22 protein-coding genes are annotated in these 23,190 nt (G+C 74.2%); 12 read left to right on the top strand and 10 right to left on the bottom strand.

All coding sequences use genetic code 11. The features are described from left to right. Position 1: 1 nt before the first annotated feature. The 4 genes from BLU95_RS17800 to BLU95_RS17815 are packed head-to-tail and all read right to left on the bottom strand — an operon-like array spanning position 2 to position 2,847. Positions 2 to 568 carry an SUKH-4 family immunity protein gene (locus BLU95_RS17800; RefSeq protein WP_093860892.1) on the bottom strand — a complete coding sequence of 189 codons (567 nt, stop codon included), beginning with the start codon at positions 566 to 568 and terminating at the stop codon, positions 2 to 4. Between the two features lie 14 nt (positions 569 to 582). Continuing rightward, on the bottom strand, positions 583 to 1,134 hold the full coding sequence (locus BLU95_RS17805) for an SUKH-4 family immunity protein (RefSeq protein WP_159424919.1): 552 nt from the start codon (positions 1,132 to 1,134) through the stop codon (positions 583 to 585). Between the two features lie 25 nt (positions 1,135 to 1,159). Then, entirely contained in the window at positions 1,160 to 2,134 is a 975-nt protein-coding gene (locus tag BLU95_RS17810; protein WP_093860894.1) for a nucleic acid/nucleotide deaminase domain-containing protein, read from the bottom strand. Next, positions 2,131 to 2,847 (bottom strand): WXG100-like domain-containing protein, encoded by a 717-nt coding sequence (locus BLU95_RS17815; protein ID WP_093860895.1) that lies wholly within the window; start codon positions 2,845 to 2,847, stop codon positions 2,131 to 2,133. The genes BLU95_RS17810 and BLU95_RS17815 overlap by 4 nt, the downstream gene beginning before the upstream one ends. 238 nt (positions 2,848 to 3,085) lie before the next feature. Between BLU95_RS17815 and BLU95_RS17820 the strand changes: the two genes are divergently transcribed. After that, positions 3,086 to 3,493 (top strand): VOC family protein, encoded by a 408-nt coding sequence (locus BLU95_RS17820; protein WP_045937644.1) that lies wholly within the window; start codon positions 3,086 to 3,088, stop codon positions 3,491 to 3,493. Between the two features lie 50 nt (positions 3,494 to 3,543). On the opposite strand, the gene BLU95_RS17825 is transcribed toward BLU95_RS17820, so the two are convergent. Further along, the gene (locus BLU95_RS17825) at positions 3,544 to 4,467 is read right to left on the bottom strand and encodes a DUF4231 domain-containing protein (protein ID WP_093860896.1); all 924 of its coding nucleotides are present in this window, start codon (positions 4,465 to 4,467) and stop codon (positions 3,544 to 3,546) included. Positions 4,468 to 4,591: 124 nt separating this feature from the next. On the opposite strand from BLU95_RS17825, the gene BLU95_RS17830 reads away from it, so the two are divergent. Beyond that, on the top strand, positions 4,592 to 5,035 hold the full coding sequence (locus tag BLU95_RS17830; RefSeq protein ID WP_093860897.1) for a VOC family protein: 444 nt from the start codon (positions 4,592 to 4,594) through the stop codon (positions 5,033 to 5,035). A gap of 288 nt (positions 5,036 to 5,323) precedes the next feature. Here the strand turns inward: BLU95_RS17830 and BLU95_RS17835 are convergent, their stop codons facing one another. Beyond that, complete coding sequence (locus BLU95_RS17835; RefSeq protein WP_093860898.1) at positions 5,324 to 6,787, bottom strand: NCS2 family permease; 1,464 nt, start codon at positions 6,785 to 6,787, stop codon at positions 5,324 to 5,326. Positions 6,788 to 7,033: 246 nt separating this feature from the next. Between BLU95_RS17835 and BLU95_RS17840 the strand changes: the two genes are divergently transcribed. The 3 genes from BLU95_RS17840 to BLU95_RS17850 are packed head-to-tail and all read left to right on the top strand — an operon-like array spanning position 7,034 to position 10,296. Beyond that, positions 7,034 to 7,381, top strand: a complete 348-nt coding sequence (locus BLU95_RS17840) for a DUF2530 domain-containing protein (protein WP_093860899.1) — start codon at positions 7,034 to 7,036, stop codon at positions 7,379 to 7,381. 52 nt (positions 7,382 to 7,433) lie between these two features. Next, the gene (locus BLU95_RS17845) at positions 7,434 to 10,019 is read left to right on the top strand and encodes an HAD-IC family P-type ATPase (protein WP_093860900.1); all 2,586 of its coding nucleotides are present in this window, start codon (positions 7,434 to 7,436) and stop codon (positions 10,017 to 10,019) included. Positions 10,020 to 10,059: 40 nt separating this feature from the next. After that, positions 10,060 to 10,296, top strand: a complete 237-nt coding sequence (locus tag BLU95_RS17850) for a hypothetical protein (protein WP_093860901.1) — start codon at positions 10,060 to 10,062, stop codon at positions 10,294 to 10,296. Between the two features lie 73 nt (positions 10,297 to 10,369). Here the strand turns inward: BLU95_RS17850 and BLU95_RS17855 are convergent, their stop codons facing one another. Continuing rightward, positions 10,370 to 13,714 (bottom strand): sacsin N-terminal ATP-binding-like domain-containing protein, encoded by a 3,345-nt coding sequence (locus BLU95_RS17855; protein ID WP_231978616.1) that lies wholly within the window; start codon positions 13,712 to 13,714, stop codon positions 10,370 to 10,372. A gap of 175 nt (positions 13,715 to 13,889) precedes the next feature. Continuing rightward, positions 13,890 to 14,774: a DUF3027 domain-containing protein gene (locus tag BLU95_RS17860; protein WP_093860902.1), complete on the bottom strand. Its 885-nt coding sequence runs from the start codon at positions 14,772 to 14,774 to the stop codon at positions 13,890 to 13,892. Positions 14,775 to 15,409: 635 nt separating this feature from the next. Between BLU95_RS17860 and BLU95_RS17865 the strand changes: the two genes are divergently transcribed. The 4 genes from BLU95_RS17865 to BLU95_RS17880 all read left to right on the top strand — a co-directional run bounded on the left by BLU95_RS17865 (position 15,410) and on the right by BLU95_RS17880 (position 19,157). Beyond that, entirely contained in the window at positions 15,410 to 16,792 is a 1,383-nt protein-coding gene (locus BLU95_RS17865) for an MFS transporter (protein WP_400745864.1), read from the top strand. 101 nt (positions 16,793 to 16,893) lie between these two features. Beyond that, positions 16,894 to 17,427, top strand: coding sequence for a hypothetical protein (locus tag BLU95_RS17870; RefSeq protein ID WP_093860903.1), 534 nt, complete (start codon positions 16,894 to 16,896; stop codon positions 17,425 to 17,427). A 10-nt stretch (positions 17,428 to 17,437) separates the two neighbouring features. Next, complete coding sequence (locus BLU95_RS17875; RefSeq protein ID WP_231978617.1) at positions 17,438 to 18,319, top strand: futalosine hydrolase; 882 nt, start codon at positions 17,438 to 17,440, stop codon at positions 18,317 to 18,319. Then, complete coding sequence (locus BLU95_RS17880; RefSeq protein WP_173862071.1) at positions 18,312 to 19,157, top strand: 1,4-dihydroxy-6-naphtoate synthase; 846 nt, start codon at positions 18,312 to 18,314, stop codon at positions 19,155 to 19,157. The genes BLU95_RS17875 and BLU95_RS17880 overlap by 8 nt, the downstream gene beginning before the upstream one ends. 39 nt (positions 19,158 to 19,196) lie before the next feature. Here the strand turns inward: BLU95_RS17880 and BLU95_RS45105 are convergent, their stop codons facing one another. After that, entirely contained in the window at positions 19,197 to 19,580 is a 384-nt protein-coding gene (locus tag BLU95_RS45105) for a cold-shock protein (RefSeq protein ID WP_030393600.1), read from the bottom strand. A gap of 502 nt (positions 19,581 to 20,082) precedes the next feature. Between BLU95_RS45105 and BLU95_RS17890 the strand changes: the two genes are divergently transcribed. Further along, a complete protein-coding gene (locus BLU95_RS17890; protein WP_093860904.1) occupies positions 20,083 to 20,337 on the top strand; it encodes a hypothetical protein in 255 nt (84 codons plus the stop codon). Between the two features lie 31 nt (positions 20,338 to 20,368). Here the strand turns inward: BLU95_RS17890 and BLU95_RS17895 are convergent, their stop codons facing one another. Continuing rightward, entirely contained in the window at positions 20,369 to 20,998 is a 630-nt protein-coding gene (locus tag BLU95_RS17895) for an HAD family hydrolase (RefSeq protein ID WP_093860905.1), read from the bottom strand. A 119-nt stretch (positions 20,999 to 21,117) separates the two neighbouring features. Here BLU95_RS17895 and BLU95_RS17900 point away from each other — a divergent pair, with 119 nt between their 5' ends. Then, positions 21,118 to 22,146: a FecCD family ABC transporter permease gene (locus BLU95_RS17900; protein ID WP_093860906.1), complete on the top strand. Its 1,029-nt coding sequence runs from the start codon at positions 21,118 to 21,120 to the stop codon at positions 22,144 to 22,146. Further along, entirely contained in the window at positions 22,143 to 23,189 is a 1,047-nt protein-coding gene (locus BLU95_RS17905; RefSeq protein ID WP_093860907.1) for a FecCD family ABC transporter permease, read from the top strand. The genes BLU95_RS17900 and BLU95_RS17905 overlap by 4 nt, the downstream gene beginning before the upstream one ends. Position 23,190 lies beyond the last annotated feature (1 nt).

Genomic DNA, 23,190 nt, shown 5'->3' on the forward strand with positions numbered 1-23,190 from the left:
CTCATGTCATGTGGTACGAGGAGTCCATGAAGACGTTCCAGAACTGCGTGCCGTCCCCGAACGGCACCTCGTCCCAGCGCTCCATGCCCTCCCGGACGCATTCCTCGGCGTTGACCCAGTCGTAGGGCGTCGGCCGCTCCTCGGGCGTCGGCTTCTCCACTTCGATCTTGTACACCAGGTAGGACAGCGAGGAGATGTCCCGGTGGATCAGCTCGTACTCCTCGTCGGCGTCCGGGTCGCAGACCCAGATCGTCCCGTCGTCGAGGTTGAGGAAGACGAACCCTCCGTACAGCTCACCCAGCTGCCGCAGCCGCCCGTGTTCCGTCTCGACCAGCGAGTCGGTCAACGGCCGGGCGAACGCCCAGTCCGGGTTGTCCGGACGCCGGTCCGCGAGCTCCTCCAGGATCCGGAACAGCCCGTTGGAGAACGGCACCCCGATCTCGGTCACGAAGCGCACGGCGTCCGCGTCCCCGGACCAGAGCTCGGCCGCCACCTCGGGCCGGAACCGCAGCATCGAACCCGGCGGCAGGCCCCGCTCGACCGCCCGCCAGTCGATCGGCACCAGCACCTACCGGCCCCCGCTCACAGGGTGGCCCAGGTGTCGAGGAACATCGCCCAGAACTCGCTCTTGAACGGCAGCGCGTCCCAGCGCTCCATGCCCTCCCGGACGATCTCCTCGACCGCGGCCCAGTCGTTGGGGTCCGGGCGCTCGTCGGGGCCCGGACGCTCGACCTCGAACTTGTAGACGAGGTAGCTCAGGGAGGAGACGTCCCCGTGGACCAGCTCGTACTCGATCTCGGCGTCCGGGTCCGAGACCCAGATCGTGCCGTCGCCGAGGTGCGCGTACACCGTCGCCTGGAAGAGGCTGCCCAGCGGCTGCAGCCGGCCGTGTTCCGTGTCGACCGGTGAGGAGTCCCAGGTCTCGAAGGCGTGGGCCGGGGTGGCCGGGTCCCGGTCCGCGAACTCCTCCAGGATCCGGAAGAGCCCGTTGGAGAACGGGATCCCGATCTCGGTCACGAAGCGCGCGCCGTCGCCCTCGGGCCAGATCCGCGCCGCCACCTCGGGGCGGAACCGCAGCAGGTCGCCGGGCGTGGCCCGCTCCACGACCACGGGCCACTCAATCCCTACCAGCACCTCGTCCATCCTTCGTTCCCGGCCGTCACAGACCCTTGGCCTTCTTCTTCGCGGCCGAGGCCGTCTTGTCCTGCTGCCCCTGCGCGTCGAAGTCCTTGCTGCCCATCGTGCCACCGTGCTGCCCTGCGGCGTGGTCCTGCTCGAGCTGTTTCAGGTAGGCCTTGTGCGCCCAGTCCCGGTCGTTCGCCGGGATCTTGTTGTCGTAGGCGACGCCGTGGGTGACCTTCAGGTCGGGGTTCTGGGACTCGAAGTGCCGGCCCAGCCAACGCTGGCAGTTCGGGCCCGCCTGGCAGGGCTCCCGCTCGGTGTAGAGCTCCCGGACGTTGCCCGCCTTGTCCCCGAGCAGCGGCTTCCCGATCGAGCGCTCCGAGTGGCTCCGGTTGTAGTCGCTCCGGCCGACCAGGATGAACTCGCCCTTCTCGTCCCGGTACCGGAGCGAGGCGTAGTTCTTGCCGCCGTAGTCGCCCTGCGCCCGCCGGACCTCCTCCACCGCCCGGGAGAGTTCGTCCGGCTTGTCGATCCGCTGGCTGACGACCTTCTCGTCCTGCTTCTGCTTCCCCTCGTCGTCCGTGTCGGACTTCTTGTACTTCTTCGCGTTGTGGTACTTGTCCAGCTCCGCCTTGGTCGGGTCCTTGACGTTGGTCCCGTCCAGGACGGTCTTGAGGGACGCGTCCGGGTTCTGCAGGTCGACCAGCTTGCCGTCCTTGATCTCCTGGACCCGGCCGTCGTCGTGGATGTAGTACTTCCGGGGCGCCGGCTTCGCCCCGTCACCGCCCGCGCCGCTACCGGTCTTGGGCGGTTCGGCGGCCTTGTCCTTGGCCTTGCCGTCGAAGTCGTCGGCGGTGTGGTGGTCGTTGTCCTTGTGGTGCTTGGCGGTCTTGTTGAGGTTGTCGCCCGCCTGCTTGTACATCTTCTTCGCGGCCTTGCCCATGTCGTCCGACAGGGTCTTGCCGAGCTTGGTCGCGACGTTCTTGAGCGCCTTGACGGTGGGATCGCTCACTCGAAGTTCACCGCCGACACCCGGGCGCCGAAGACCTGGGCGTGCTGGGCGACCTTCTCCGCCTGCTCGTGCAGGGCGCGGGCGTGCGCCTCCACCGCGGCCGGATCGATCTTGAACGCGGCGCCGACCGAGCCGCCGTCGACCGCGGCCTCGGCCGCCTCGAAGACCAGCCCGGACACCGCCTCCGCGACGACCTCGATCAGTGGGTTGAGCGCGGCCTCCACCACCTGGGCGACGATGTACTCCTCCAGCTGGTGCGCCAGGTAGGACATCAGCTTGCGCGCGGCCTGCTGGGCCGCGATCGCGCCGACCTCCGCCAGCCCGGCCGTCGCCACCGCGGCGGCCTGGGCGGCGACGAAGGTGGCGGCCAGGACGATGAGTTCGCCGAGCGCCTCCAGCTTCATCGCAACGATCGCGTCGGCGGCGATGTCCATCGCCTGCGCGACCACGTGCGCCGCCTGGACGACCTCGTTGAAGTGCTTGTCGGACATCAGGGCCCACTTGGCGGCCAGCGCCTGGTAGGACGCGCCCTCGTAGGCGCCGCCGAGCTGATGGACCGTCGCGGTCGAGTCCGCGTGCACCTCTTCCAGGCCCTTGGCGAACTCCTTGATGTGCTCGCCGAATTCGCGGACCCTGTCCTCGTTGACCGAAGGCCAGCGGATGCCGATGAAGTTCAGCAGCGTCGCGACTTCGTCGGGCAGTTCGATTGCCATCGAGAAACCCCCCGTAACCAACAATCCCTCGATTGGATCAAAAGTTTATACAACTAAGCATTGGTGGTCCGATGCCCGAGAAGTGCCGATTCTGTAGCGATCCGGAACGTTCCAGACCGATTCGCCCCACATCTCTGGCCGTGCCCCCGATGACTCCCGGTGCGATGCTGGATCGTGGGGCCCGGTCCACGCGGACCCCCGGCGCCGCACCACCCCTCAGCAGAAGGGCCGAGCAGACATGACCGACGTCGCCGCCGAGCAGGCCGCGCAGGCCGACACCGGCTTCGCCCGCCTCGCCATGGTCACCATCGACTGTGCCGACCCGGTCGCACTGGCCGCCTTCTACGGCGAGCTGCTCGGGTGGGAGACCCGGCACGTGGACGAGCAGTTCGCCATCCTGGACAACCCGGAGGGCGGCAGCCCGCTCGGCTTCGGGCGGGTCAACGGGTACCGGCCGGAGCCCTGGGTCGAGCCGGACGGCGGCAAGCACTTCCACCTGGACTTCTACGTCGACGACCTGGAGGAGGCCACCGCCCGCGCGCTGGCCCTGGGCGCGACCGAGCCCACCTACCAGCACGGGCGCACGCTCAAGGTGCTGATCGACCCGGCCGGCCACCCGTTCGGACTAGCACCCCTGGACGCCTGAGCGCGACACCGGACCACCCGCCCGCCCCGCCCGGCGCCGACAGGCCCCGATCAGCGCGGGAAGGCCCGCTTGGCCCGCCAGGTGGTGTGCTCGCGCGACACCGCGTCCTCCGCCTCCGCCGCCAGCCGGGCCCAGCCCCGCTCGGCGTCCGGCCCGCGCAGGTCGAGGTCGGAGAGCTGGTTGCCGACGTTCTCCAGCTCCCGCGCCGCCAGCTGGTACGCGGCCGCCAGCGGGCGGAGCTGCTTCAGCTGGGTCCAGGCGATCACCGACGCGGCCGCCGCCGAGGTGGCCCCGAAGACGTGCACCTGCAGCGCCCCGGTCGCCTGCGCGATCGCCGCCGCCGCACCGACGATGATCAGCGCCGCGACGGCCAGCCCCCAGGTGACCGCCTGCGACTCGCAGGACTCGGCGCGCGAGCGGTACCACGTCCGCTGCCCCTCCACCCGGGTGCGCAGGTAGAGCGTGCGGCGCGAGGTCAGCGACTCCGCCCGCACCCGCCGCATCTCCGGGGTGATCTCGGCGACCGCGTCCGGCGGCACGATCGCCGGGTCCTCGAAGGCCCGCAGCACGTCCTCCAGCTGGAGCAGGTAGACCCGGTCGACGTCCGCCGACTCCGCCTCGCCCTCGAACGGGCGGGCCCGCACCGAGTACTTCCAGGCCAGCGTCTTCACCGACTCGGCCGCCGCCCGCGCCTCGTACCACCGCGCCTGCGGATTGCCCCGGCGCAGCCGGGACCAGAAGTACCCGGCCACCAGGAACGCCACCACCGAGAACAGCGGCGTGATATCGGCGGCCCCCTTGTCGTCCGGCCCGGGCAGCGAGCCGACCACCGCCGCGACCACCAGCATCGAGATGAGCCCCCGGTACCAGCGCAGCGTCTCCTGCTGGCCCGCGATCGACGCCCGGTCGGCCGTCCGGAACAGCTCCGGCAGCAGCTGGGCCTCGACCCCCGTCGGCGGATCCTGTCGCACCATCGAACCGCTCCCCTCCCCCGTCTCGCCCGGAGTATGCCCCCGGTCAACTCCGCTACACCGCGAGCCTCTTGACGCCCCTTATTGTCCCCGGTGCCCGGCAACCCCTATAACTGGTTACATGCCCATGCACTGGAAGCTCGTCATCGACGCCGCCGACCCGCACCGCCAGGCCGCCTTCTGGGGCGCCGCACTGGACTACACCGTCGAGGACCACAGCACGCTGATCGGCAACCTGCTGTCGGCCGACGCGGTCACCCCGGCCCAGGTCACCGAGGTCGACGGCCGCCACGCCTGGCTCACCCTCGCCGCCGTCCGCCACCCCGAGGACCCGCACGACCCCGCCTCCGGCACCGGGCTCGGCCGCCGCATCCTCTTCCAGCGCGTCCCCGAACCGAAGCAGGGCAAGAACCGCCTCCACCTCGATCTCCACCCCGGCCCGGACGCCCGCGCCGCCACCGTCGCCCGCCTGGAGTCCCTCGGCGCCACCACCCTGCGCGAGGTCGCCGAACCGGGCGGCTCCTGGGTGGTCATGCAGGACCCGGAGGGCAACGAGTACTGCGTCCACTGACCTCCGCCCACCGCGCCCGCCCCGCCCCGCCCCGCCCGACCAAGGGGCGGGCGTGACCTGCAGAATCACGTCCCATGACCGATCCGACCGACTGACCGCCCCGGGACCCGGAAGCGGCCGCGGGCTCCACGCCGCTCCGGCACGGGAGCACCGCCGTCGCCCCCCCCCGGCCGGTTCTCCGGCGTCCGTACCTTCGCCCCCCCGGCCGGTCCGGGGGGCCGGGGGGACGGAAAGCCGAGGGCCCTCCCCGCAGTGCGGGGAGGGCCCGGGACCAAGCGGCGTCCGGCCTCAGAGCAGGCCGAGGGCGGGCATCAGGTAGTAGAACGCGAAGACCGCCGACACCGCGTACATCGCGACCGGCACCTCCCGGCCCCGGCCGGCGGCGAGGCGCAGCACGCAGAAGGCGATGAAGCCGAAGCCGATGCCGTTGGTGATGCTGTAGGTGAACGGCATCATCACGATGGTCAGGAACGCCGGGATCGCGATCGTGTAGTCGGCCCAGTCGATCTCCTTGATCGAGTTGGCCAGGATCAGGAAGCCGACGGCGACCAGGGCGGGGGTGGCGGCCTGGGCGGGGACCATCTTGGCGAGCGGGGAGAAGAACAGCGCCACCATGAAGAGGGCGCCGGTGACGATCGAGGCGAAGCCGGTCCGGGCGCCCTCGCCGACGCCCGCGGTGGACTCGACGAAGCAGGTGTTCGCGGAGGAGGAGGTCGCGCCGCCCGCCGCGGTGGCGATGCCGTCGATCATCAGCACCTTGTTGATGCCCGGCAGGTCGCCCTTCGCGTCCAGCAGGTGGGCCTCGTCGGCCACGCCGAGGATGGTGCCCATCGCGTCGAAGAAGCAGGACATCAGGACGGTGAAGACGAACAGGACGCCGGTCAGGACGCCGACCTTCCCGAAGCCGCCGAACAGGCTGACCTCGCCGACCAGGCCGAAGTCGGGCTTGGCGACCGGGCTGCCGGGCCAGGCCGGGACGGTCAGGCCCCAGGCGCTGTCGGGCAGGTCGGCGAGCTTGTCGATGACCACGGCGACGACGGTCATCACCGCGATGGAGACCAGGATCGCGCCGGGCACCTTGCGGACGATCAGGACCAGGGTCAGCAGCAGGCCGAGCACGAAGACCAGGACCGGCCAGCCGAGCAGGTGGCCGCCGGTGCCGAGCTGGAGCGGCACGGTGGTGTGGGCGGCGTCGGGCATCCGGGTGACGAAGCCGGCGTCGACCAGGCCGACCAGGCTGATGAACAGGCCGATGCCGATGGCGATGCCCTTGCGCAGCCCGAGCGGGACGGCGTTCATCACCCGCTCGCGCAGGCCGGTGGCGACCAGGATCATGATCGCGAAGCCGGCCAGCACCACCATGCCCATCGCATCCGGCCAGGTCATCTTGGGCGCGAGCTGGAGGGCGACGATGGTGTTGACGCCGAGGCCGGCGGCCAGGCCGATCGGGACGTTGCCGATCACACCCATGAGCAGCGTGGTCAGACCCGCGGTGAGCGCGGTGGCGGTGACCAGCTGGGTGTTGTCCAGGTGGGCGCCGGTCATGTCGGTGGCGCTGGCCAGGATGATCGGGTTCAGCACCAGGATGTAGGCCATGGTGAAGAAGGTGGCGATGCCGCCGCGGATCTCGCGCGGCAGGGTGGAGCCGCGCTCGCCGATCCGGAAGTAGCGGTCCAGGGCGCCGGTCGGGGGCTTCGGCGCGTCGGGCTGGGCGGGCTCGGGCGACTCGGTGGTCGGCTGGGCCACGGGCATGCTGCGTCCTCTGTGGGGGCGGAGGAGAGAGGGGGAGCCGCCCGGGCGACTGTGGCCGGGCGATCCGGTCGGACGGGCACGAAGCACGATGTCCTGGACGTGCCCCGAACAACCGGAATGACAAGTATGAGTTCCGCTGTCGCCCGTTCGCTATCTTCGCGCGTAGACAGAAGGGGACCGGAACGTCCCCGGACAGTCCGCGCAGGAAATCGATCGAACGCCCGCCGCACCCGTACCCTAGGGCCCATGCCCAAGACGCCGACGCACCCCGCTCCACCTCCGCTGGAGGCCAATGACGTCGCGATCGTCGGCGGCGGGACGGTGCTCTGGTTCGTGGCGTTCGTCGTCCTGCTCCCCTTCTGGGGGACCCTCTCCGACCACGGCCACGGCAACTGGCCGTGGATCTGCCTGGCCGGCGGCGGCCTCGGTCTGATCGGCCTCTGGTACTGCCGGGCCCGCCGGGACGCCATCGCCCGGAGCCGGGCCGCCGAGGCCGGGGCGACGGGCCCGACGGGCACCGCGGAGGCGGCCGAGCGGGCGCCGCGCACGGCCCCCGGGGGGAACGGCGGGGGCCCTGCCACCCAGTCGGACTGAATAGTCCTTTAGTAGCACGCATCGGACATAAGGCACCCGTAGAGTCGGTGCCATGACGCAGCCTGCGCAGCCCGCCGAGGACCGGCCGACCGCGGCCCCGGCCACCGGGGAGAAGCCCGACGGGCAGAGGCCCGACGGCGCCCACCCGCTCGGGCTGCTGCCCGGCCGACGCGGCGGGCTCACCGCCGCCGAGGTGGCCGAACGGGTCGCCCGGGGCGACGTCAACGACGTACCGGTCCGCTCCAGCCGCTCCACCAAGGAGATCGTCCGGGCCAACGTCTTCACCCGCTTCAACGCGATCATCGGCGTGATGTTCGCGATCATCCTGGTCGTCGGCCCGATCCAGGACGGTCTCTTCGGACTGGTCATCGTCGCCAACACGGCGATCGGCATCATCCAGGAGCTGCGGGCCAAGAAGACCCTGGACAGCCTCGCGCTGATCGGCGAGGCCAGACCCCAGGTCCGCCGGGACGGCACCGTCGAACAGATCGCCGTCGGCGAGATCGTGCTGGACGACACCGTGTTGCTGGGCATCGGCGACAAGGTGATCGTCGACGGCGAGGTCACCGAGGCGGACGGTCTGGAGATCGACGAGTCGCTGCTCACCGGCGAGCCCGACCCGGTCCTCAAGCAGCCCGGCGACCAGGTGATGTCCGGCAGCTTCGTGGTGGCCGGCGCGGGCACCTTCACCGCCACCAAGGTCGGCCGCGAGGCGTACGCGGCGCAGCTGGCCGAGGAGGCCAGCCGGTTCACGCTGGTGAAGTCGGAGCTGCGCAGCGGCATCGACAGCATCCTGCGGTTCATCACCTGGCTGCTGGTCCCGACCGCGGTCGGTCTGATCATCAGCCAGCTGGCCGTGGAGGGCCGCGACTGGCGCGAGGCGGTCCGCCGGATGATCGCCGGGATCGTGCCGATGGTGCCCGAGGGCCTGGTGCTGCTGACCTCGGTGGCGTTCGCGATCGGGGTGATCCGGCTGGGCCGCAAGCAGTGCCTGGTCCAGGAGCTGCCCGCGATCGAGGGCCTGGCCCGGGTGAGCACCGTCTGCCTGGACAAGACCGGCACCCTCACCGAGGGCGGCATGGACCTGGTGGACCTGCGGATCCTCGGAGCCGACGCGGACGGCGGGGACGCCGGGGCCACCGACGAGCGCGGCAGGCTGGACGACCGGGGCACCCTCGAGGAGACCGTCGAACAGGCACTGGCGGTGATGGCCGGGGCCGACGCCCGCCCCAACGCGTCCATGCAGGCCGTCATCGACGCCTACGGCGACGGCCGGGACGCCGCGGTCGGCGGCCCGCGGTCCCCGGACGGCGACGGCCCGGAGGCCGGCCGGGGCGCCCCGGGGGCCCGGGGCGGCTGGCGGGTGATCGAGGCGATGCCGTTCTCCTCCGCCCGCAAGTGGAGCGGGGTCCAGCTGCTGGAGCCGCGCGGCGGCGAGGCCAGCTGGCTGCTCGGCGCGCCGGACGTCCTGCTGCCGGCCGGCCACCCGGCCCTGGCCGAGGTCGACGAGCTGGGCGCCCAGGGCCTGCGGGTCCTGCTGCTCGGCCGCACGCCCGTCCCGCTGGACGCCCCGGACCCGGCCGCCGGACTGCGCCCGCTCGCCCTGGTGGTGCTCCAGCAGCGGCTGCGCGAGGACGCCGCCGACACCCTGCGCTACTTCGAGAGCCAGCAGGTCGAGGCGAAGGTGATCTCCGGTGACGCGGCCGTCTCGGTCGGCGCGGTCGCCGCCCACCTCGGGCTGCCCGGCGCCGACCACCCGGTGGACGCCCGCACCCTGCCCGGCGAGCCGGAGGCGCTGGCCGACCTCGCCGAGCGCACCACCGTCTTCGGCCGGGTCACCCCGCAGCAGAAGCGCGAACTGGTCGGCGCGCTGCAGTCGCGCGGGCACACCGTGGCGATGACCGGCGACGGCGTCAACGACGTGCTGGCGCTCAAGGACGCGGACATCGGCGTGGCGATGGGCAGCGGCAGCGACGCGACCAAGGCGGTCGCCCAGATCGTGCTGCTGAACAACTCCTTCGCGGTGATGCCCTCGGTGGTCGCCGAGGGCCGCCGGGTGATCGGCAACATCGAGCGGGTGGCCGGGCTGTTCCTGGTCAAGACGGTCTACTCGGTGCTGCTGGCACTGCTGGTGATCTTCACCCACTCGCCGTACCCGTTCCTGCCCCGGCACTCCACCGTGCTGTCCACCCTGACGATCGGGGTCCCGGCCTTCTTCCTGGCGCTCGCGCCCAACAACGAGCGCGCCCGCACCGGCTTCGTGCGCCGGGTGCTGCGGCTGGCGGTCCCGGGCGGCATCATCGCCGGTACGGCGACCTTCACCGCGTACGCGCTCGCCCGGGCCGACCACGCCACCGACCTCGAGTCGGACACCAGCGTGGCCACCCTGACGCTGTTCCTGGTCGCCATCTGGGTGCTGGCGATCGTCGCCCGCCCCTACAACTGGTGGCGGGTGCTGCTGATCGCCACCATGTGCGGCTGCTTCACGCTGGTGATGACCGTGCCGTGGCTCTCCGACTTCTTCCAGCTCTCGCTGTCCGGCACCCGGGACCCGTGGATCGGGGTGGGCATCGCGGTGACCGCCGGACTGGTCCTGGAAGTGGTCTGGCGGATCATGCGGCGCCGGCTCGATGATTGAGCCACGAACCGGAGGGGTTCGGACGACGGGGGGTACCGCGATGGGGCGCAGGGGCGGGGAACTGGAGGCCTTCGCGGCCTTCCTGGGCGGACTGCTGGTCACCGGGCTGCTGGCCGGGCTGCTGGTGGGGGCCGGTGCGCTCGCGCGCGTCGAAGCCGGTCCGCTGCTGACCAAGGCGGTGGCGGCGGTGCTCACCGCCACCTGGGTACTGAGCACCCTGGCGCTCTACCTGCGGATGATCGCCCGCGGCCGGACCCGCTCCGGCTCCCGCTCCTGACCGACGGGATCCGGACGGACCGGAGGCCGGGACCGGACGCACGCTCCTCGCCGCGCCCGGCCCCGCCGCCCCGTCAGCCCTCGTAGTCCCGCGCCGCGGACAGCTCGTAGGCCCGGTCCGGCTCGCTCAGCGCGGCCAGCACCTCGAACCGGCGGTGCCACTGCCCCACCGACCAGGCCAGGCCCGCGGCCAGGCCCTCCGGGGTCGCCGCGTGCAGCAGCCCGGGCACCGGTGGCAGCTCGAACTCGTCGTCCTCGTCGGCCTCCTCGGCCGACTCCGGGTCGTACGGCGCCTCCGGGGTGTCCGCCGCGCCGTCCCAACGCCAGTCGACGGCCGCCTCCTCCCCGTCCGGCCCCACCACCAGCAGCTCCTCGTGCTCCTCGTACGCCACCGGGCAGCCGGGCAGCAGCTCCCGCACCACCGCCGGCACCCGGTGCAGCGCGCCCTCGGAGAGCACCCGCCCGCCGGCCACCTCGCTGGCCAGCGAGACGTGCAGCCGCTCGGCGAGGTCCGCCGCCAGTGCCGGGGCGACCGGCAGCAACGGGTGGTCGTGCAGCAGCTCGACCAGGTCGGGGGCGTCCGCGACGACGGCCTCGGTGGCGTCCACCACCACGGTCCGGTCCGGCCTCCGCCCGGTGGCGCGGTCCATCGGCGGGACCGCCCTGACCACGTCCAGCGCCTCGATCCGGTCCGTGCCGACCCGGGCCAGCGCGCTGAGGATGCCGTGCAGCTGGCGGTGCCCGATCTCGGCGTCCGGATCGGTGAGCCGGTCCAGCACCTCGTCGGGACCGTGCGGCTCGGCGAGCAGTGCGGTCAGCGTGGTGCGCACGCCCAGCGCGTGCAGGAACTGCTCGTCCAGGGTGGTGCGGGCCTCGTCGTAGAGACCGCGCAGCAGCGGGTCCGCACCGGCCGCGCGCAGCCCGGCGGGCTCGCGGCCGTCCAGCACCGGGTGGTCGCGCAGCCACCAGGCGGTGTACGGCGGCAGGTCGGTGTACGAGCCGTCCGGCAGCAGGGTGCGCACGGGGGTGACCACGGCGTCCCGGTACGGCGGGCGGGCCAGCGTGGCCAGCGCCTGCGGCCAGGCGTCGTCGTCCACCAGGTCCAGGTCGCGGACGGCGAGCAGCTCGGCGGCGACCGGCGGCACGCCGATCGCGTCCGCGTCATCGGCGTGCAGGGCCTCCAGCGCGTCCTCGGCCCAGTCGGCCAGGCCGTCCGGTGCCTCGTCGATCAGCCCGGTGGGGTGGCCGCCGGCCGCCCGGTCGGCGGGCGCGGTGGGGTCGAGCCGCTCCAGGTCGTCCGGGTCGAGCACCACGTCCTCGGCCCGGACCAGCACGAACCCGGCGAGCACGCCGACCGCGGCGAGCACCTCGGGGCCCCAGCGCTCCAGCAGTTCGTCGTCCACCCAGGCGGCGTCGTCCTCGCGCGCCAGCGCGGCGAACGGGCTGTCGGGCAGCAGGAGTTCACCGGCCCGGGCGGGCTCGCCCTCGTCGTCGAGCAGGGCCAGCCGGGCCAGCCACGGGTGCTCGCCGGGGGCCGGGGCGGCCGCCCGGACGAGCGCCAGGACGGCCTCGGCGAGGTCGGCGGCGGCGTCCGGGTCGTCCTCGGCCAGCTCGTAGGAGCGCAGGACGGCGGCCCGCACCTCGGGCGTGTCCAGCACCCCGGCGGGGGTGGCCGCACCGGCGCCCAGCTTGGCCAGCAGCGGGTGGGCGGCCTCCGGGTGGGCGAGCCGCAGGTCGAGCACCGCGAGCGCGTCGGCCAGCGCCTCCGGGTAGCCGGGGAAGGCCGCCCAGTCGGCGGCGTCCGAGGGCAGCAGGACCCGGCGCGGCCCGGTCACCGTCCGCCCGTCGGCGAGCGGCACCGGCAGCGCGCCGAGCGCCTCCGGGTCGGCGCCGCCGAGCGCCGCGTACAGGTTGCGCCACCAGGCCGGCTCCCGGTCCAGGCCGCCCAGCTGGTCGACCACCTCGGCGAGCGGGACCCGGCGCACGTTCAGCACCCGCAGCTCGGTGCGGCGTTCCAGACCGGCCGGCAGCAGGCCGGGGAAGATCGGTGCCAGCGCCTCGACCACCGATCCGTCCGCGCCCTCCAGCAGGGTCGCGTCCCGGGGCCGCAACGCCGGGGTGCCCTCCTCGACCGGCGCCGGGTGCGGCAGGAACGGCGTCCCGGGCAGCCGGGACAGCACGGCGGCGCGCAGCGCGTTGTCCAGCGCGCCCCGGCCGAGCGGTCCGGGCACCAGGCCGAGCGAGCCGAGGTCGCCGCCGCGGGCGCGCAGCAGTTCGGCGTAGGCGTCGGCGGCCCGCTCGGTGAGGAAGTCGGCGAGCGCGCCGGGGGCGACGTGCCGGCGGGTGGAGTCCAGCGGGTAGGAGGCGATCAGCAGCGCGGGCAGGTCGAGCGGCTCGTCGCTCGGGGTGGGCGCGTGCAGCACCGGGGCGATCGCCGGCCGCTGCGGGTCGCCGTCGTCGGAGACCGGCACCGCCCAGGTCACGGTCCAGTACGGGCGGGTGCGCTCCTCGGTGGGCCGGTCGGCGAGCAGCCCGGCGTCGAGCGGTCCGGCCGCCCCGACGGTCTGCCAGACGGTGCGCCGCAGCTGCCCGTCGGCGTCGTCGGTGATGGTGACCTCGCTGATCTCCGCCCCGGCGGCCGAGCCTCCCGGCGCCGGGAGGGCCGCGTCCGGACGCGGCCCGGCGGCCGAGCGGGTCAGCGTGCGGGTGCCCTCCGAGGTCTCCACCACGACCTCGGCCAGGCCGGGCAGGGTGAGCAGCAGCGCGTCGTCGATGCCGGCCAGCAGTCGGCGGGTGAGGTCCTCGGCGGCCGCGTCGCGCAGCGGCAGCACCACCACCGTGTCGTACCCGTCGGGTGCGGGGCCCTCGGCGGCGAACGGCAGCCGCAGCAGCGGCACATGGCCGTCCCGGCGGCGCAGCTCCTCGTCGAGCACGGGCTGCGCCTCGGCCAGCGACCTGGCCTCGCCGAGCGACCAGCGCACCCCGCCGGCCGCGCCGAGCACGGCGGGCTCGTCGGTGACCGCGAGCACGGCGGCGAAGCCGACCCCGAACCGGCCGACGGTGCTGTCCCGGTCGCCGCGCTTGGAGGAGGCGCGCAGGGTGGAGAGCGATTCGACGGCCGCCGCGTCCAGCGGCGCACCGGTGTTCGCGGCGGCCAGCACGCCGTCGGCCAGGGTGAGCCGGAGCCGGCCGGGGCCGTGCCCGGCCCGGACCGCGGCGTCGGCGGCGTTCTGCGCCAGCTCGACGACCAGCCGGTCGCGGTAGCCGCCGAGGGCCAGCTCCTCCTCGGCGTTGGCGTCCTCCCGGAACCTGGCCGGGGAGGCGGCCCAGGCGTCCAGCACCCGGCGGCGCAGTTCGGCGCTGCCGAAGGGGTCCGCGAGGCGCTCGTCCGTGCCGCTGCCGAGAATCCGAGGTTCCACTGGACCTGCCGCCTTCCGCCGCCCTGTTGTGCCCTACGGGGGCATTCTTCCCTGCCGCGGGGACAGCGCCGGACACACCCCCGGGGCCGGTCGCGCGGCCGGGCCGCGGGCGGGAACGACGACGGCCCGCCCCACCGGGGTGGGACGGGCCGCCGGACGTGACGATCTCCGGGAGTCAGGAGTGGCCGAGCTCCTCGGCGGGGGCGTCGGGCTCGACCGAACCGGCGAGCCGGTCGGGGTGCAGCGTCAGCGGCTCGACCACCAGCTCGTCCAGGATCAGCGCGGCCGGCGCCGGCGGGGCCGGGATGACGGCCGCCTCGGAGTGCCCGCCGCAGCCGTAGGCGAAGGAGACGATCTGGCCGTCGGCCGGACCGAACTCGTTGCCGCAGACCCCGAAGGCCTGGCCCAGCGAGCCGCCGATGGGGATCAGGAAGCCGCAGGTGACACAGCCGGCCGGGGCGGACTGCGCCATCGGCGTCTGCGCGCCGTGCGCCTTCTCCCAGCGGTCGGCGGCCAGGTGCAGGCCGAGCCGGGACAGCACCCGGCTGCGGCCCATGCCCAGCTCGTCGGCGACGGCGCGGATCTGCGCCCGGACCGGGGCCGGCTGGACCTCCGGGTCGTCGCTGACCAGCACGTCCTCCTGGGCGGCCTGGGCCACCGCGGAGTTCGGCGCGGGCTCGTCCTCGCCGGTCCAGCCCGGCTCCAGCCGCACGTCGTCGGCGTCGGTGGGGAGCAGGTCGCCGGGGCCCATGTCGCCCGGGCGCAGCCGCTCGCTCCACGGCACCCACTGCGGGGCCAGGACGGCGTCGGGGCCGGGCAGCAGTACGACCTCGTCCAGCGTCACGTTCTTGGCCCGCGGCGCGCGCGCCACCGTGACCGCCCAGTGCCAGCCGCGGTAGGCGGCGTCCAGGCACTCGAAGGTGTGGGTCACGACACGGTCGGTCTCGGCCTGGACACCCAGGTGCCCCCCGACGGTCTCGGCTCCGACGGCGTCCTCGGCGGCCTGGCGGGCGAGTTCGACGGCCTCGGCACAGAGCCGATCAGGGGTACGGCTTCGCATCGCTGCACTCACGGCGTCGATTCTCTCCCATTTCTTCTGTCGCCCACGGCGAGTTGCCTTTTCCGTCGCGGCTCGGATTCCCTCGTCCATTCTGCGCGACTGCGGCCTGCCGCGGATACCGGCCGCGCCGCTGGTCCGGTCCGCCGGCGCCGGTGGGCACTCGGGCGGACTCTGGGCAGGCTACCCGCCGGTCGGCCGCCGGGCACAGTCCGGGGCGTTCCGGAGTGGATCCGGGGCGTCCGGGACGGGAACGGCGGCCCTCGCTCGCGCGGCGCGGAGCGGAATCCCGCGTCGTCCTCCCGATTCTGGGGCAGGATGGGCATGTGGCGGACGAGAAACCGTCGCAGCACGCACTGCGCGCCTCGCAGACCGGCAGCCCCGACGAAGCGAACGCCGTGCCGCGACAGCAGTCTCCGGTCCACGCCGCGGGGGAACCGCGGTCGGTGGACCCCTCCTCACTGCCCGCCGCGGACCCGGCCGGTGCCCCCGCGGACGGACCGGACGGCCCCGCCCCGGCACCCGTGGGCACGGCGGCGGGCGGTGGCCAGGAGCCGCCGGACGACCGGGACGGGCCGGACGGGCACCACGAGCAGGACGACGGCGACGGTGACGGCGAGGAGCCGCGCCGGCACTTCCTGGTCCGCACCGCCTCCGCCGCCGGCTCCCGGACCGGCAAGGTCGTGCACGGCACCGGCCGCCGGATCCGCCGGGCCACCGCCGCCGAGGGCGCCGGCGAGTCCGGCCTGGCCAAACTGATCGAGCTGCACGCCCTGAACGCGTTCGGGGACATGCTCATCACCGTGGCGCTCGCCTCCACGATCTTCTTCTCGGTGCCGACCGGCGAGGCCCGCGGCCGGGTGGCGCTCTACCTCCTCGTCACCATGGCGCCGTTCGCCCTGCTGGCCCCGGTGATCGGCCCGCTGCTGGACCGGCTGCCGCACGGCCGCCGGGCCGCCATGGCGATGTCGATGCTGGCCCGCGCGGTGCTCGCCTGGACCATGGCCGGTGTGGTGACCGGCGGCGGGCTGGCGCTCTACCCGGAGGCACTCGGCGTCCTGGTCGCGTCCAAGGCGTACGGGGTGGTGCGCAGCGTCGTGGTGCCCCGGCTGCTGCCCAGCCGGCTGTCGCTGGTGAAGGCGAACTCCCGGGTCACCCTGGCCGGGCTGCTGGCCACCATGGTCGCGGCCGGGGTGGGCGGGCTGCTGCACCTGATCGGTCCCGGCTGGCCGCTGCGCGGCGCCTTCCTGGTCTTCGTGGCCGGCACCCTGATGGCCTTCCACCTGCCGCACACGGTGGACTCGGCCAAGGGCGAGCAGCGGGCCGTGCTGCACGCCGAGGAACACCCGCCGGGCCACCACGGCGTCCTGCACGGCCGCGGCGCCCCCGCGCCGGAGCCCGCCGCCGGGCAGCGGCCCAAGGCCTCGCTGCGCACCGTCGGGCCCTCGGTGATCCTGGCGCTGCGGGCGATGGCGGCGATGCGCTGGCTGGTCGGCTTCCTGGTGATGTTCCTGGCGTTCCTGCTCCGCGAGGAACCGGTCGGCGGCCTGCAGCCGACCCTGGCGCTCGCGCTGGTGGCGCTGGCCGCCGGGACGGGCAACGCGATCGGTTCGGCGCTCGGTTCCTGGCTGCGCCCCCGCAGCCCGGAGATGACGGTCACCGCGATGCTGCTGCTGGCCGGCTCCGCCACCGCCGCCGCCGCGCTCTGGTACGGCACCGTCACCGTGGTGACGGTGGCCGCGACCGCCGGGACGGCGGCCTCGCTGGGCAAGCTGTCGCTGGACGCGCTGATCCAGCGGGACGTGCCCGAGTCGGTGCGGACCTCGGCCTTCGCCCGCTCGGAGACCCTGCTCCAGATGTCCTGGGTGGCGGGCGGGGCGGTCGGCATCCTGCTGCCGCTGAACGGCGCGCTGGGCCTGTCGGTGGCCGCCGCCGTGCTCGGCGCGGTGCTGCTGTGGACGCTCCGCTCGCTCCTGCGGGTGGGTGTGCGCCACCGGCGCGCCGCTCCCCGGGTGGCGTGAGCGGCCGCCCCGGCCGGTCGCGGGCGGCCCGTGCCCGGGCACAACACGCGGTTGCCGACCCCCGCGTAGCGTGATCGCCAAAGCCCGGTAGCCTCTGACGCATGAGCCTCAGCACCCGCGTCATCGCCGGCCTCGGCGCCGTCGTCGTCATCGCCGCCGGCACGGTCGGCGGGTCCATCGCCTTCGCGTCCGACCAGCACGAGATCAGCGACCACCGCGTCACGCTGGTCGTCGGGAACTCCTCGACGGTCAAGGACCCCTTCTGCTTCAACGAGGGCAAGCCGCTGACCGAGCAGCAGCAGGAGGAGTGCCAGGACAAGGCCGGCAAGGCTCTGGACGAGGGCACCCTCCCCAAGTCCGACGTCACCATGAGCGACCGGATCGGCGTCGGTGTGAGCCCCGACGTGGCCGACCGCGGCTGGTGGGCCAACACCAACGGCGGCGGACAGGCGCAGGGCGGCCGGTTCATCCTGGCCACGGCGGCCAAGGACGCCACCTACTCCGGCTCGGTGGCGGCCAGCAAGGCCCTCAACGCCTCCGGCAAGACCCTGATCACCGTCGTCGAGAGCGACCCGAAGCAGCCGGACGCGATCTACGGCGTGTGGTACTTCCAGCTGAACACCCAGGACAGCTGACGGTCGACCGGTGACGGTACGACTTCCCGACGAGCAGTCGGGCCCCGCGCGGGCCCGGCTGCTCGTCGTCGTCGCGGTGCCGGCCGAGGCCGGGGCCGTGCTGCGCGGCCTCGGCGGCACGGCCCGGCGGGTGCCGCTGCCCGGCGGCGCGCTGGACCGGGTCGCGCACCCCTCCGGCGCGACGGTGGACGTGCTGGCCGGCGGGGTCGGCCCGGGCGCCGCGGCGGCGGCCGCCGCCACCGCGCTCACGGCACTCTCCGCGTCCACCGGCGACCGGTACCGCCTGGTGGTCTCCGCCGGGATCGCCGGGGGCTTCGCCCCCCGGGCGCCGATCGGCACCACCGTGGTCGCCGACGCGATCGTCGCCGCCGACCTGGGTGCCGAGACGCCGGACGGCTTCGCCGACGTCACCGAGCTGGGTTTCGGGACCGTCCGGCACACCCCGGCGCCGGCCACCGCGGCACTGGTCGCCGGGGCGCTGCGGGCCGCCGGGGTGCGCACCCTGGCCACCGGCGCCGTGCTGACCGTCTCCACCGTGACCGGCAGCGCCGGGCGCGCCGCCGCCCTGAGCGCCCGCCACCCGGACGCGGTGGCCGAGGCGATGGAGGGCTTCGGGGTCGCCGAGGCCGCCGCGCGGCACGGGGTGCCGGCGTTCGAGCTGCGCACGGTCTCCAATCCGGTGGGCCCGCGCGACCGGACCGCCTGGCGGATCGGCGAGGCCCTCGGCGCACTGGAACGGGCCTTCGCCGCCCTGCCCCTGGCAGCCCTGGCGGCCCCGAACCCGGCCCGGCCGGCCCCGGCGGCGGAGCCGCGGACCGCCGACGGACCGCAGTCCCACCGGGCCGACCCGCCCGGACCGCGCCGAACGCCCAAGGAGGCCGGCCGTGGCTGAACGGCTGAGCATCGCCTACTCGCCCTGCCCCAACGACACCTTCGTCTTCCACGCCTGGTCGCACGGCCTGGTCCCGGGCGCGGACGCCCCCGAGGTCACCTTCGCCGACATCGACGTCACCAACGGCCTGGCCGAGCGCGGCGAGCTGGACGTGCTCAAGGTCAGCTACGCCGCCCTGCCCTGGGTGCTGGACGAGTACACCCTGCTGCCCTGCGGCGGGGCGCTCGGGCGCGGCTGCGGCCCACTGGTGCTCACCCGCCCGGACAGCGGGGACGACCTGAGCGGGAAGACCGTCGCCGTCCCCTCCGAGCGGTCCACCGCCTACCTGCTGTTCCGGCTGTGGGCGGCGAAGGCGGTACCGGGCGGCCTGGGCCGGATCGTGGTGCTGCCGTTCCACGAGATCATGCCCGCGGTGCGGGACGGCCGGGTGGACGCCGGCCTGGTCATCCACGAGGCCCGGTTCACCTACCGGAACTACGGTCTGCGCAGCCTGGCCGACATGGGCGAGGCCTGGGAGCGGGAGACCGGCCTGCCGATCCCGCTCGGCGCCATCATCGCCCGGCGCTCGCTCGGCGCGGAGCGGCTGCGCGCGCTCACCGAGGCGATCCGCGCCTCCGTCCGGCAGGCGTGGGACGCCCCGGAGGCAAGCCGCCGGTACGTGCTGGAGCACGCCCAGGAGATGGACCCGGACGTCGCCGACCAGCACATCGCGCTCTACGTCAACGAGTTCACCGCGGAGCTCGGCGAGGAGGGCCACGCGGCCGTCCGCGCCCTGCTCACCCGGGCCGCCGCGGAGGGCCTGGTCCCCCCACTCGGCCCGGGCGCGCTGGACTTCTGAGCGAGCGCCCGCCCGGCCGTCACCGGTCGGGCGGTCGGCTCACACGTCGAACTGCTCGGCGACCGCGCGCAGCAGGACGGCGAGCTTCTGCCCGGCCGGCTTGGCCGGGTAGCGGCCGTGCTGGAGCCCGGGCAGCACGGCGTCCATCATCGTGATGAGGTCCTGGACCAGCGCCGCCATGTCGTCCGGGCTCTTGCGCTGGGCGGCGGCCACCGAGGGCAGCGCCTCCAGCAGCTGGACCTGCATCGCCTGGTCGCCGCGGTGTCCGGCGACCACGCCGAACTCGACCCGCTGCCCCGGCTTCAGCGACGTGATTCCGGCGGGCAGCGCCTTGGTGTGGACGAAGACATCGCCGCCGTCGTCGCGCGACAGGAAGCCGAAGCCCTTCGTCTCGTTGAACCACTTGACCTGGCCGGTGGGCATCTCGAACAGTCCTCGATGTGGGTATGAGGGATCCCGGCCCTGGCCGGGGATCACTGGGTGGTGGGAGAGCGGGCCGACCCCGGGGACGCGCCCTGCGGGGCGCGCACGGTCAGCACACTGTAAGGAGCAGACTAACGGTCCGTCACTGTCTCATCCGCGTTCCGCGAAAGTTCCGTACGGAGCCCCGGCGGCCACACGCGACCCGGAACCGGCATGACCCGGGCGCGACTCGACGCAGTCCACTGGCTCACACCTCCGGTCGGAGAGAACGGGGCGCACTGATCGCACCCCTCGGCACAGCCTGCATACCCCCGCCCAGCAGGGATCAAAACTCCCAGCGCCCGGAAAACTGCGCAACGTGACGGGACCGCTCGCCCGCGAAGCGGTTGCGGAGCCGGCCCGGCGGTACCGCGGCGACCCGCGTCCCGGCCGGCTCTGCGAGACTGGGACGGCCGCCGGACCCGCCGCCGCGGCCGGACCCCGCCGCAGAGGAGCAAGCCCCGTGAGCAGCGCGAGCAGCGTCAGCAGCCAGAGCGCCGACCGAGGCGACGCCTTCGTCAAGGCCGGCACGGTCGTGTTCGGCCTCGGCGCGCTCGCCACCCTGGTGACCTTCGTCCCGCTGTTCCTGCACCTGACGCCGCTGCCGTCGGCCGCCTACTGGCTGAGCATGCTGATGCCGCTCGGCTTCCTGCTCGCCCTGACCGGTCTGCTGCTCTCCGCGCGCGCCCAGCGGCGCCGGGTCCGCGCCGGAGCCTGACGGCGCGCGGCCGCGGGCGTCGGCGGCTGCCTCAGCGGGCGGCCAGGTGCGCGTCGAGCCAGGCCGGGAAGGCGGTGAGGTCGGGCAGTACCGCGTCCGCGCCGGCCGCCAGCAGCTCCTCCGCGCCGTACGGGCCGGTCGCCACGGCCACCGCCACCGCGTCCGCGTGCTTGGCGCCCCGGATGTCGCCGAGGTGGTCGCCGACGTAGACGGTCGCGCCGTGCTCGCGCAGGGCCACGCCCTTGGTCTCCGCCCACAGGTCGCCGACCAGCGCGTCCGCGCGCAGACCCGCGTGCTCCAGGTGGAGCCGGGCGTTCGGTTCGTACTTGCCGGTGATGACCGCGACCCGGCCACCGTGCGCGCGGACCGCTTCCAGCGCGGCGTGCGCGCCCGGCAGGGCGACCGTCGGCGCGAAGGCGTGGTCCCGGTAGAGCGTGCGGTAGCGGTGGGCGACCGCGTCCAGCTCCTCCGCCGGGAACCAGTTGCGCAGCTCGTCGAGGAGCGGCGGCCCGAGCCGGGTGACCACCAGGTCGGCGTCGATGGCGGTACCGGTCTCGGCGGACAGCGCCAGATAGGTGGCCCGGATCCCGGGACGGGTGTCGAGCAGCGTCATGTCGAGGTCGAAACCCACGGTCAGCGGGGCGTCCGAGGTCACAGGCATGCCGCCAGGCTATCCAACCGGCCCGGTCGGGCCGGTGCCGGGCGGGAGCGGGCCGGGGGGATTTGCCCAGGCTTCGACGCGGAACTTAGGTTTGCCTGAGCTATCTGCGAGAGAGAGCCATGACCGACACCACCGCACCCGGAAGAGCCCGGCTGCTGCGCCGCCGAATACTGTGGCTCGCCGCCGCGCTGGCCCTGCTGGCCGGCGCCGTGCTGCTGAGCCTGGCGGTCGGCAGCCGCACCGTCCCGTTCGGCGACACCGTCGACGCCCTGCTGCACGGCGGGGACAGCACCAACGCCGTGGTGGTCCGCGAGCTGCGGCTGCCGCGCACGGTCGTCGGCCTCGCGGTGGGCGCGGCGCTCGGCCTCGCCGGCACCGTCATGCAGGGCATCACCCGCAACCCGATCGCCGACCCCGGCATCCTCGGCGTCAGTCAGGGCGCGGCGGCCGGCGTGGTGGTGGCGATCTCCGTGTTCGGGATCTCCACGCTCACCGGGTACGTCTGGTTCGGCTTCGCCGGTGCGGTGCTCGCCACCGCGCTGGTGTACGGGCTCGCCGGACGCGGCCGGGGCGGCACCGCGCCGGTCAAGCTGGCGCTGGCCGGCGCGGCGATCTCCGCGTTCATCGCCTCCCTCAACACCCTGGTGCTCACCACCGACGCGGCCGCCATGGACCAGTTCCGGTTCTGGCACGTCGGCTCGCTCTCCGGACGGGACGCGGACGTCGCCCGGCAGCTGCTGCCGTTCCTGGCCGTCGGCACGGTGCTGGTCCTGTCCGTGGCACGCGGGCTGGACGCGCTGGCGCTCGGCGACGACACCGCCAAGGGCCTCGGCGCGCGGACCGGTCCGGTCCGCGCGGTCGGCGCGCTCGGAGCCACCGTGCTGACCGGGTCGGCGGTCGCGGCGGCCGGGCCGGTCGCCTTCGTCGGCCTGGCCGTGCCGCACGCCGCACGCGCGGTGGCCGGGGCGGACCACCGCTGGGTGCTGGCCCTCTCGGCCGTGCTCGGCCCCGCGCTGCTGCTGCTCGCCGACACCCTCGGCCGGGTGCTGTTCCCGCCCTCCGAGGTGCCGGCCGGGGTGATGACCGCCCTGGTCGGCGTCCCGGTGCTGGTCGCGCTGGTCCGGCGGCGGAAGGTGGTGGCGGCATGAGCACCGTCGCCCTGCGCGGCTACACCGTGCTGCGGGCCGGGCCGGCCTCCTTCCTGCTGCACCGGCGCTCGGCGTTCGCCGCGCTCGGCCTGCTGCTCGCGCTGGCCGCCACCGTCGTCGCCTCGCTCTGCCTGGGCGAGTCCACCGTGGCGCCCGGCGAGGTGCTGAAGGTGGTGTTCGGGCAGCCGAGCCCGCACGAGCTGGTGGTCGGCGAGTTCCGGCTGCCCCGGGTGGTGGTCGGCCTGCTGGCCGGCACCGCGCTCGGGCTGGCCGGGGCGCTGGTCCAGACCGTCGCCCGCAATCCGCTGGCCAGCCCGGACGTGGTCGGCGTCTCCTGGGGCGCCACCGCCACCGTGGTCGGCCTGCTGGCCTACGGCGTGGTCGGCTCCACCGGCCAGGTGCCGTACGCGGCCGTCGCGGGCGGACTGGCGGCCGGTCTGCTGGTGTACCTGCTGGCCTGGCGGCGCGGGCTGCACGCCCAGCGCTTCGTGCTGATCGGCATCGGCGTCTCCGTCGCGCTCTCCTCCCTGACCTCGCTGTTCCTGACCAAGGGCGACGGCTTCCAGGCGCAGGCCGCCAAGGTGTGGATGACCGGCAGCCTGAACGGCTCCGGGTACGACCAGGCCGGCTGGCTCGCCTGGGTGCTGCTGGCCGCCACCCCGGTGGCGCTGTGGGCGGCGCGGGCCCAGCGCTCGATCTCCTTCGACGACGCCACCGCCGTCGGCCTGGGGCTGCGGCTGGACCGGATCCGGCTCGGCATGGCCCTGCTCGGCGTGGTGCTCGCCTCCTGCGCGGCGGGCGCGGCCGGGCCGGTGGACTTCGTCGCGCTGATGGCCCCGCAGATCGCCGTGCGGCTGGCCCGGTCGGCGCAGATCCCGCTGTTCTGCTCGGCCCTCACCGGCGCGCTGGTCGTGGTGCTCGCCGACCTGCTGGCCCGCCGGCTGCTGGCACCCGTCGAACTGCCGGTCGGTGTGGTGACCGGCCTGGTCGGCGCGCCGTACCTGATGTGGCTGCTGATCCGCTCCCGCCGTGGAGGTTCCTGAG

It is taken from the genome of Streptomyces sp. TLI_053 (genome assembly GCF_900105395.1).
Classification (GTDB): Bacteria; Actinomycetota; Actinomycetes; order Streptomycetales; family Streptomycetaceae; genus Kitasatospora.

Excerpts from the sequence above, each read along its gene's own strand:
- BLU95_RS17815 (WP_093860895.1), bottom strand. The coding sequence starts at position 2,847 with ATGGCAATCGAACTGCCCGACGAAGTCGCGACGCTGCTGAACTTCATC.
- BLU95_RS17820 (WP_045937644.1), top strand. The coding sequence starts at position 3,086 with ATGACCGACGTCGCCGCCGAGCAGGCCGCGCAGGCCGACACCGGCTTC.
- BLU95_RS17825 (WP_093860896.1), bottom strand. The coding sequence starts at position 4,467 with ATGGTGCGACAGGATCCGCCGACGGGGGTCGAGGCCCAGCTGCTGCCG.
- BLU95_RS17830 (WP_093860897.1), top strand. The coding sequence starts at position 4,592 with ATGCACTGGAAGCTCGTCATCGACGCCGCCGACCCGCACCGCCAGGCC.
- BLU95_RS17835 (WP_093860898.1), bottom strand. The coding sequence starts at position 6,787 with ATGCCCGTGGCCCAGCCGACCACCGAGTCGCCCGAGCCCGCCCAGCCC.
- BLU95_RS17840 (WP_093860899.1), top strand. The coding sequence starts at position 7,034 with ATGCCCAAGACGCCGACGCACCCCGCTCCACCTCCGCTGGAGGCCAAT.
- BLU95_RS17845 (WP_093860900.1), top strand. The coding sequence starts at position 7,434 with ATGACGCAGCCTGCGCAGCCCGCCGAGGACCGGCCGACCGCGGCCCCG.
- BLU95_RS17850 (WP_093860901.1), top strand. The coding sequence starts at position 10,060 with ATGGGGCGCAGGGGCGGGGAACTGGAGGCCTTCGCGGCCTTCCTGGGC.
- BLU95_RS17860 (WP_093860902.1), bottom strand. The coding sequence starts at position 14,774 with ATGCGAAGCCGTACCCCTGATCGGCTCTGTGCCGAGGCCGTCGAACTC.
- BLU95_RS17870 (WP_093860903.1), top strand. The coding sequence starts at position 16,894 with ATGAGCCTCAGCACCCGCGTCATCGCCGGCCTCGGCGCCGTCGTCGTC.
- BLU95_RS45105 (WP_030393600.1), bottom strand. The coding sequence starts at position 19,580 with ATGCCCACCGGCCAGGTCAAGTGGTTCAACGAGACGAAGGGCTTCGGC.
- BLU95_RS17895 (WP_093860905.1), bottom strand. The coding sequence starts at position 20,998 with ATGCCTGTGACCTCGGACGCCCCGCTGACCGTGGGTTTCGACCTCGAC.
- BLU95_RS17900 (WP_093860906.1), top strand. The coding sequence starts at position 21,118 with ATGACCGACACCACCGCACCCGGAAGAGCCCGGCTGCTGCGCCGCCGA.
- BLU95_RS17905 (WP_093860907.1), top strand. The coding sequence starts at position 22,143 with ATGAGCACCGTCGCCCTGCGCGGCTACACCGTGCTGCGGGCCGGGCCG.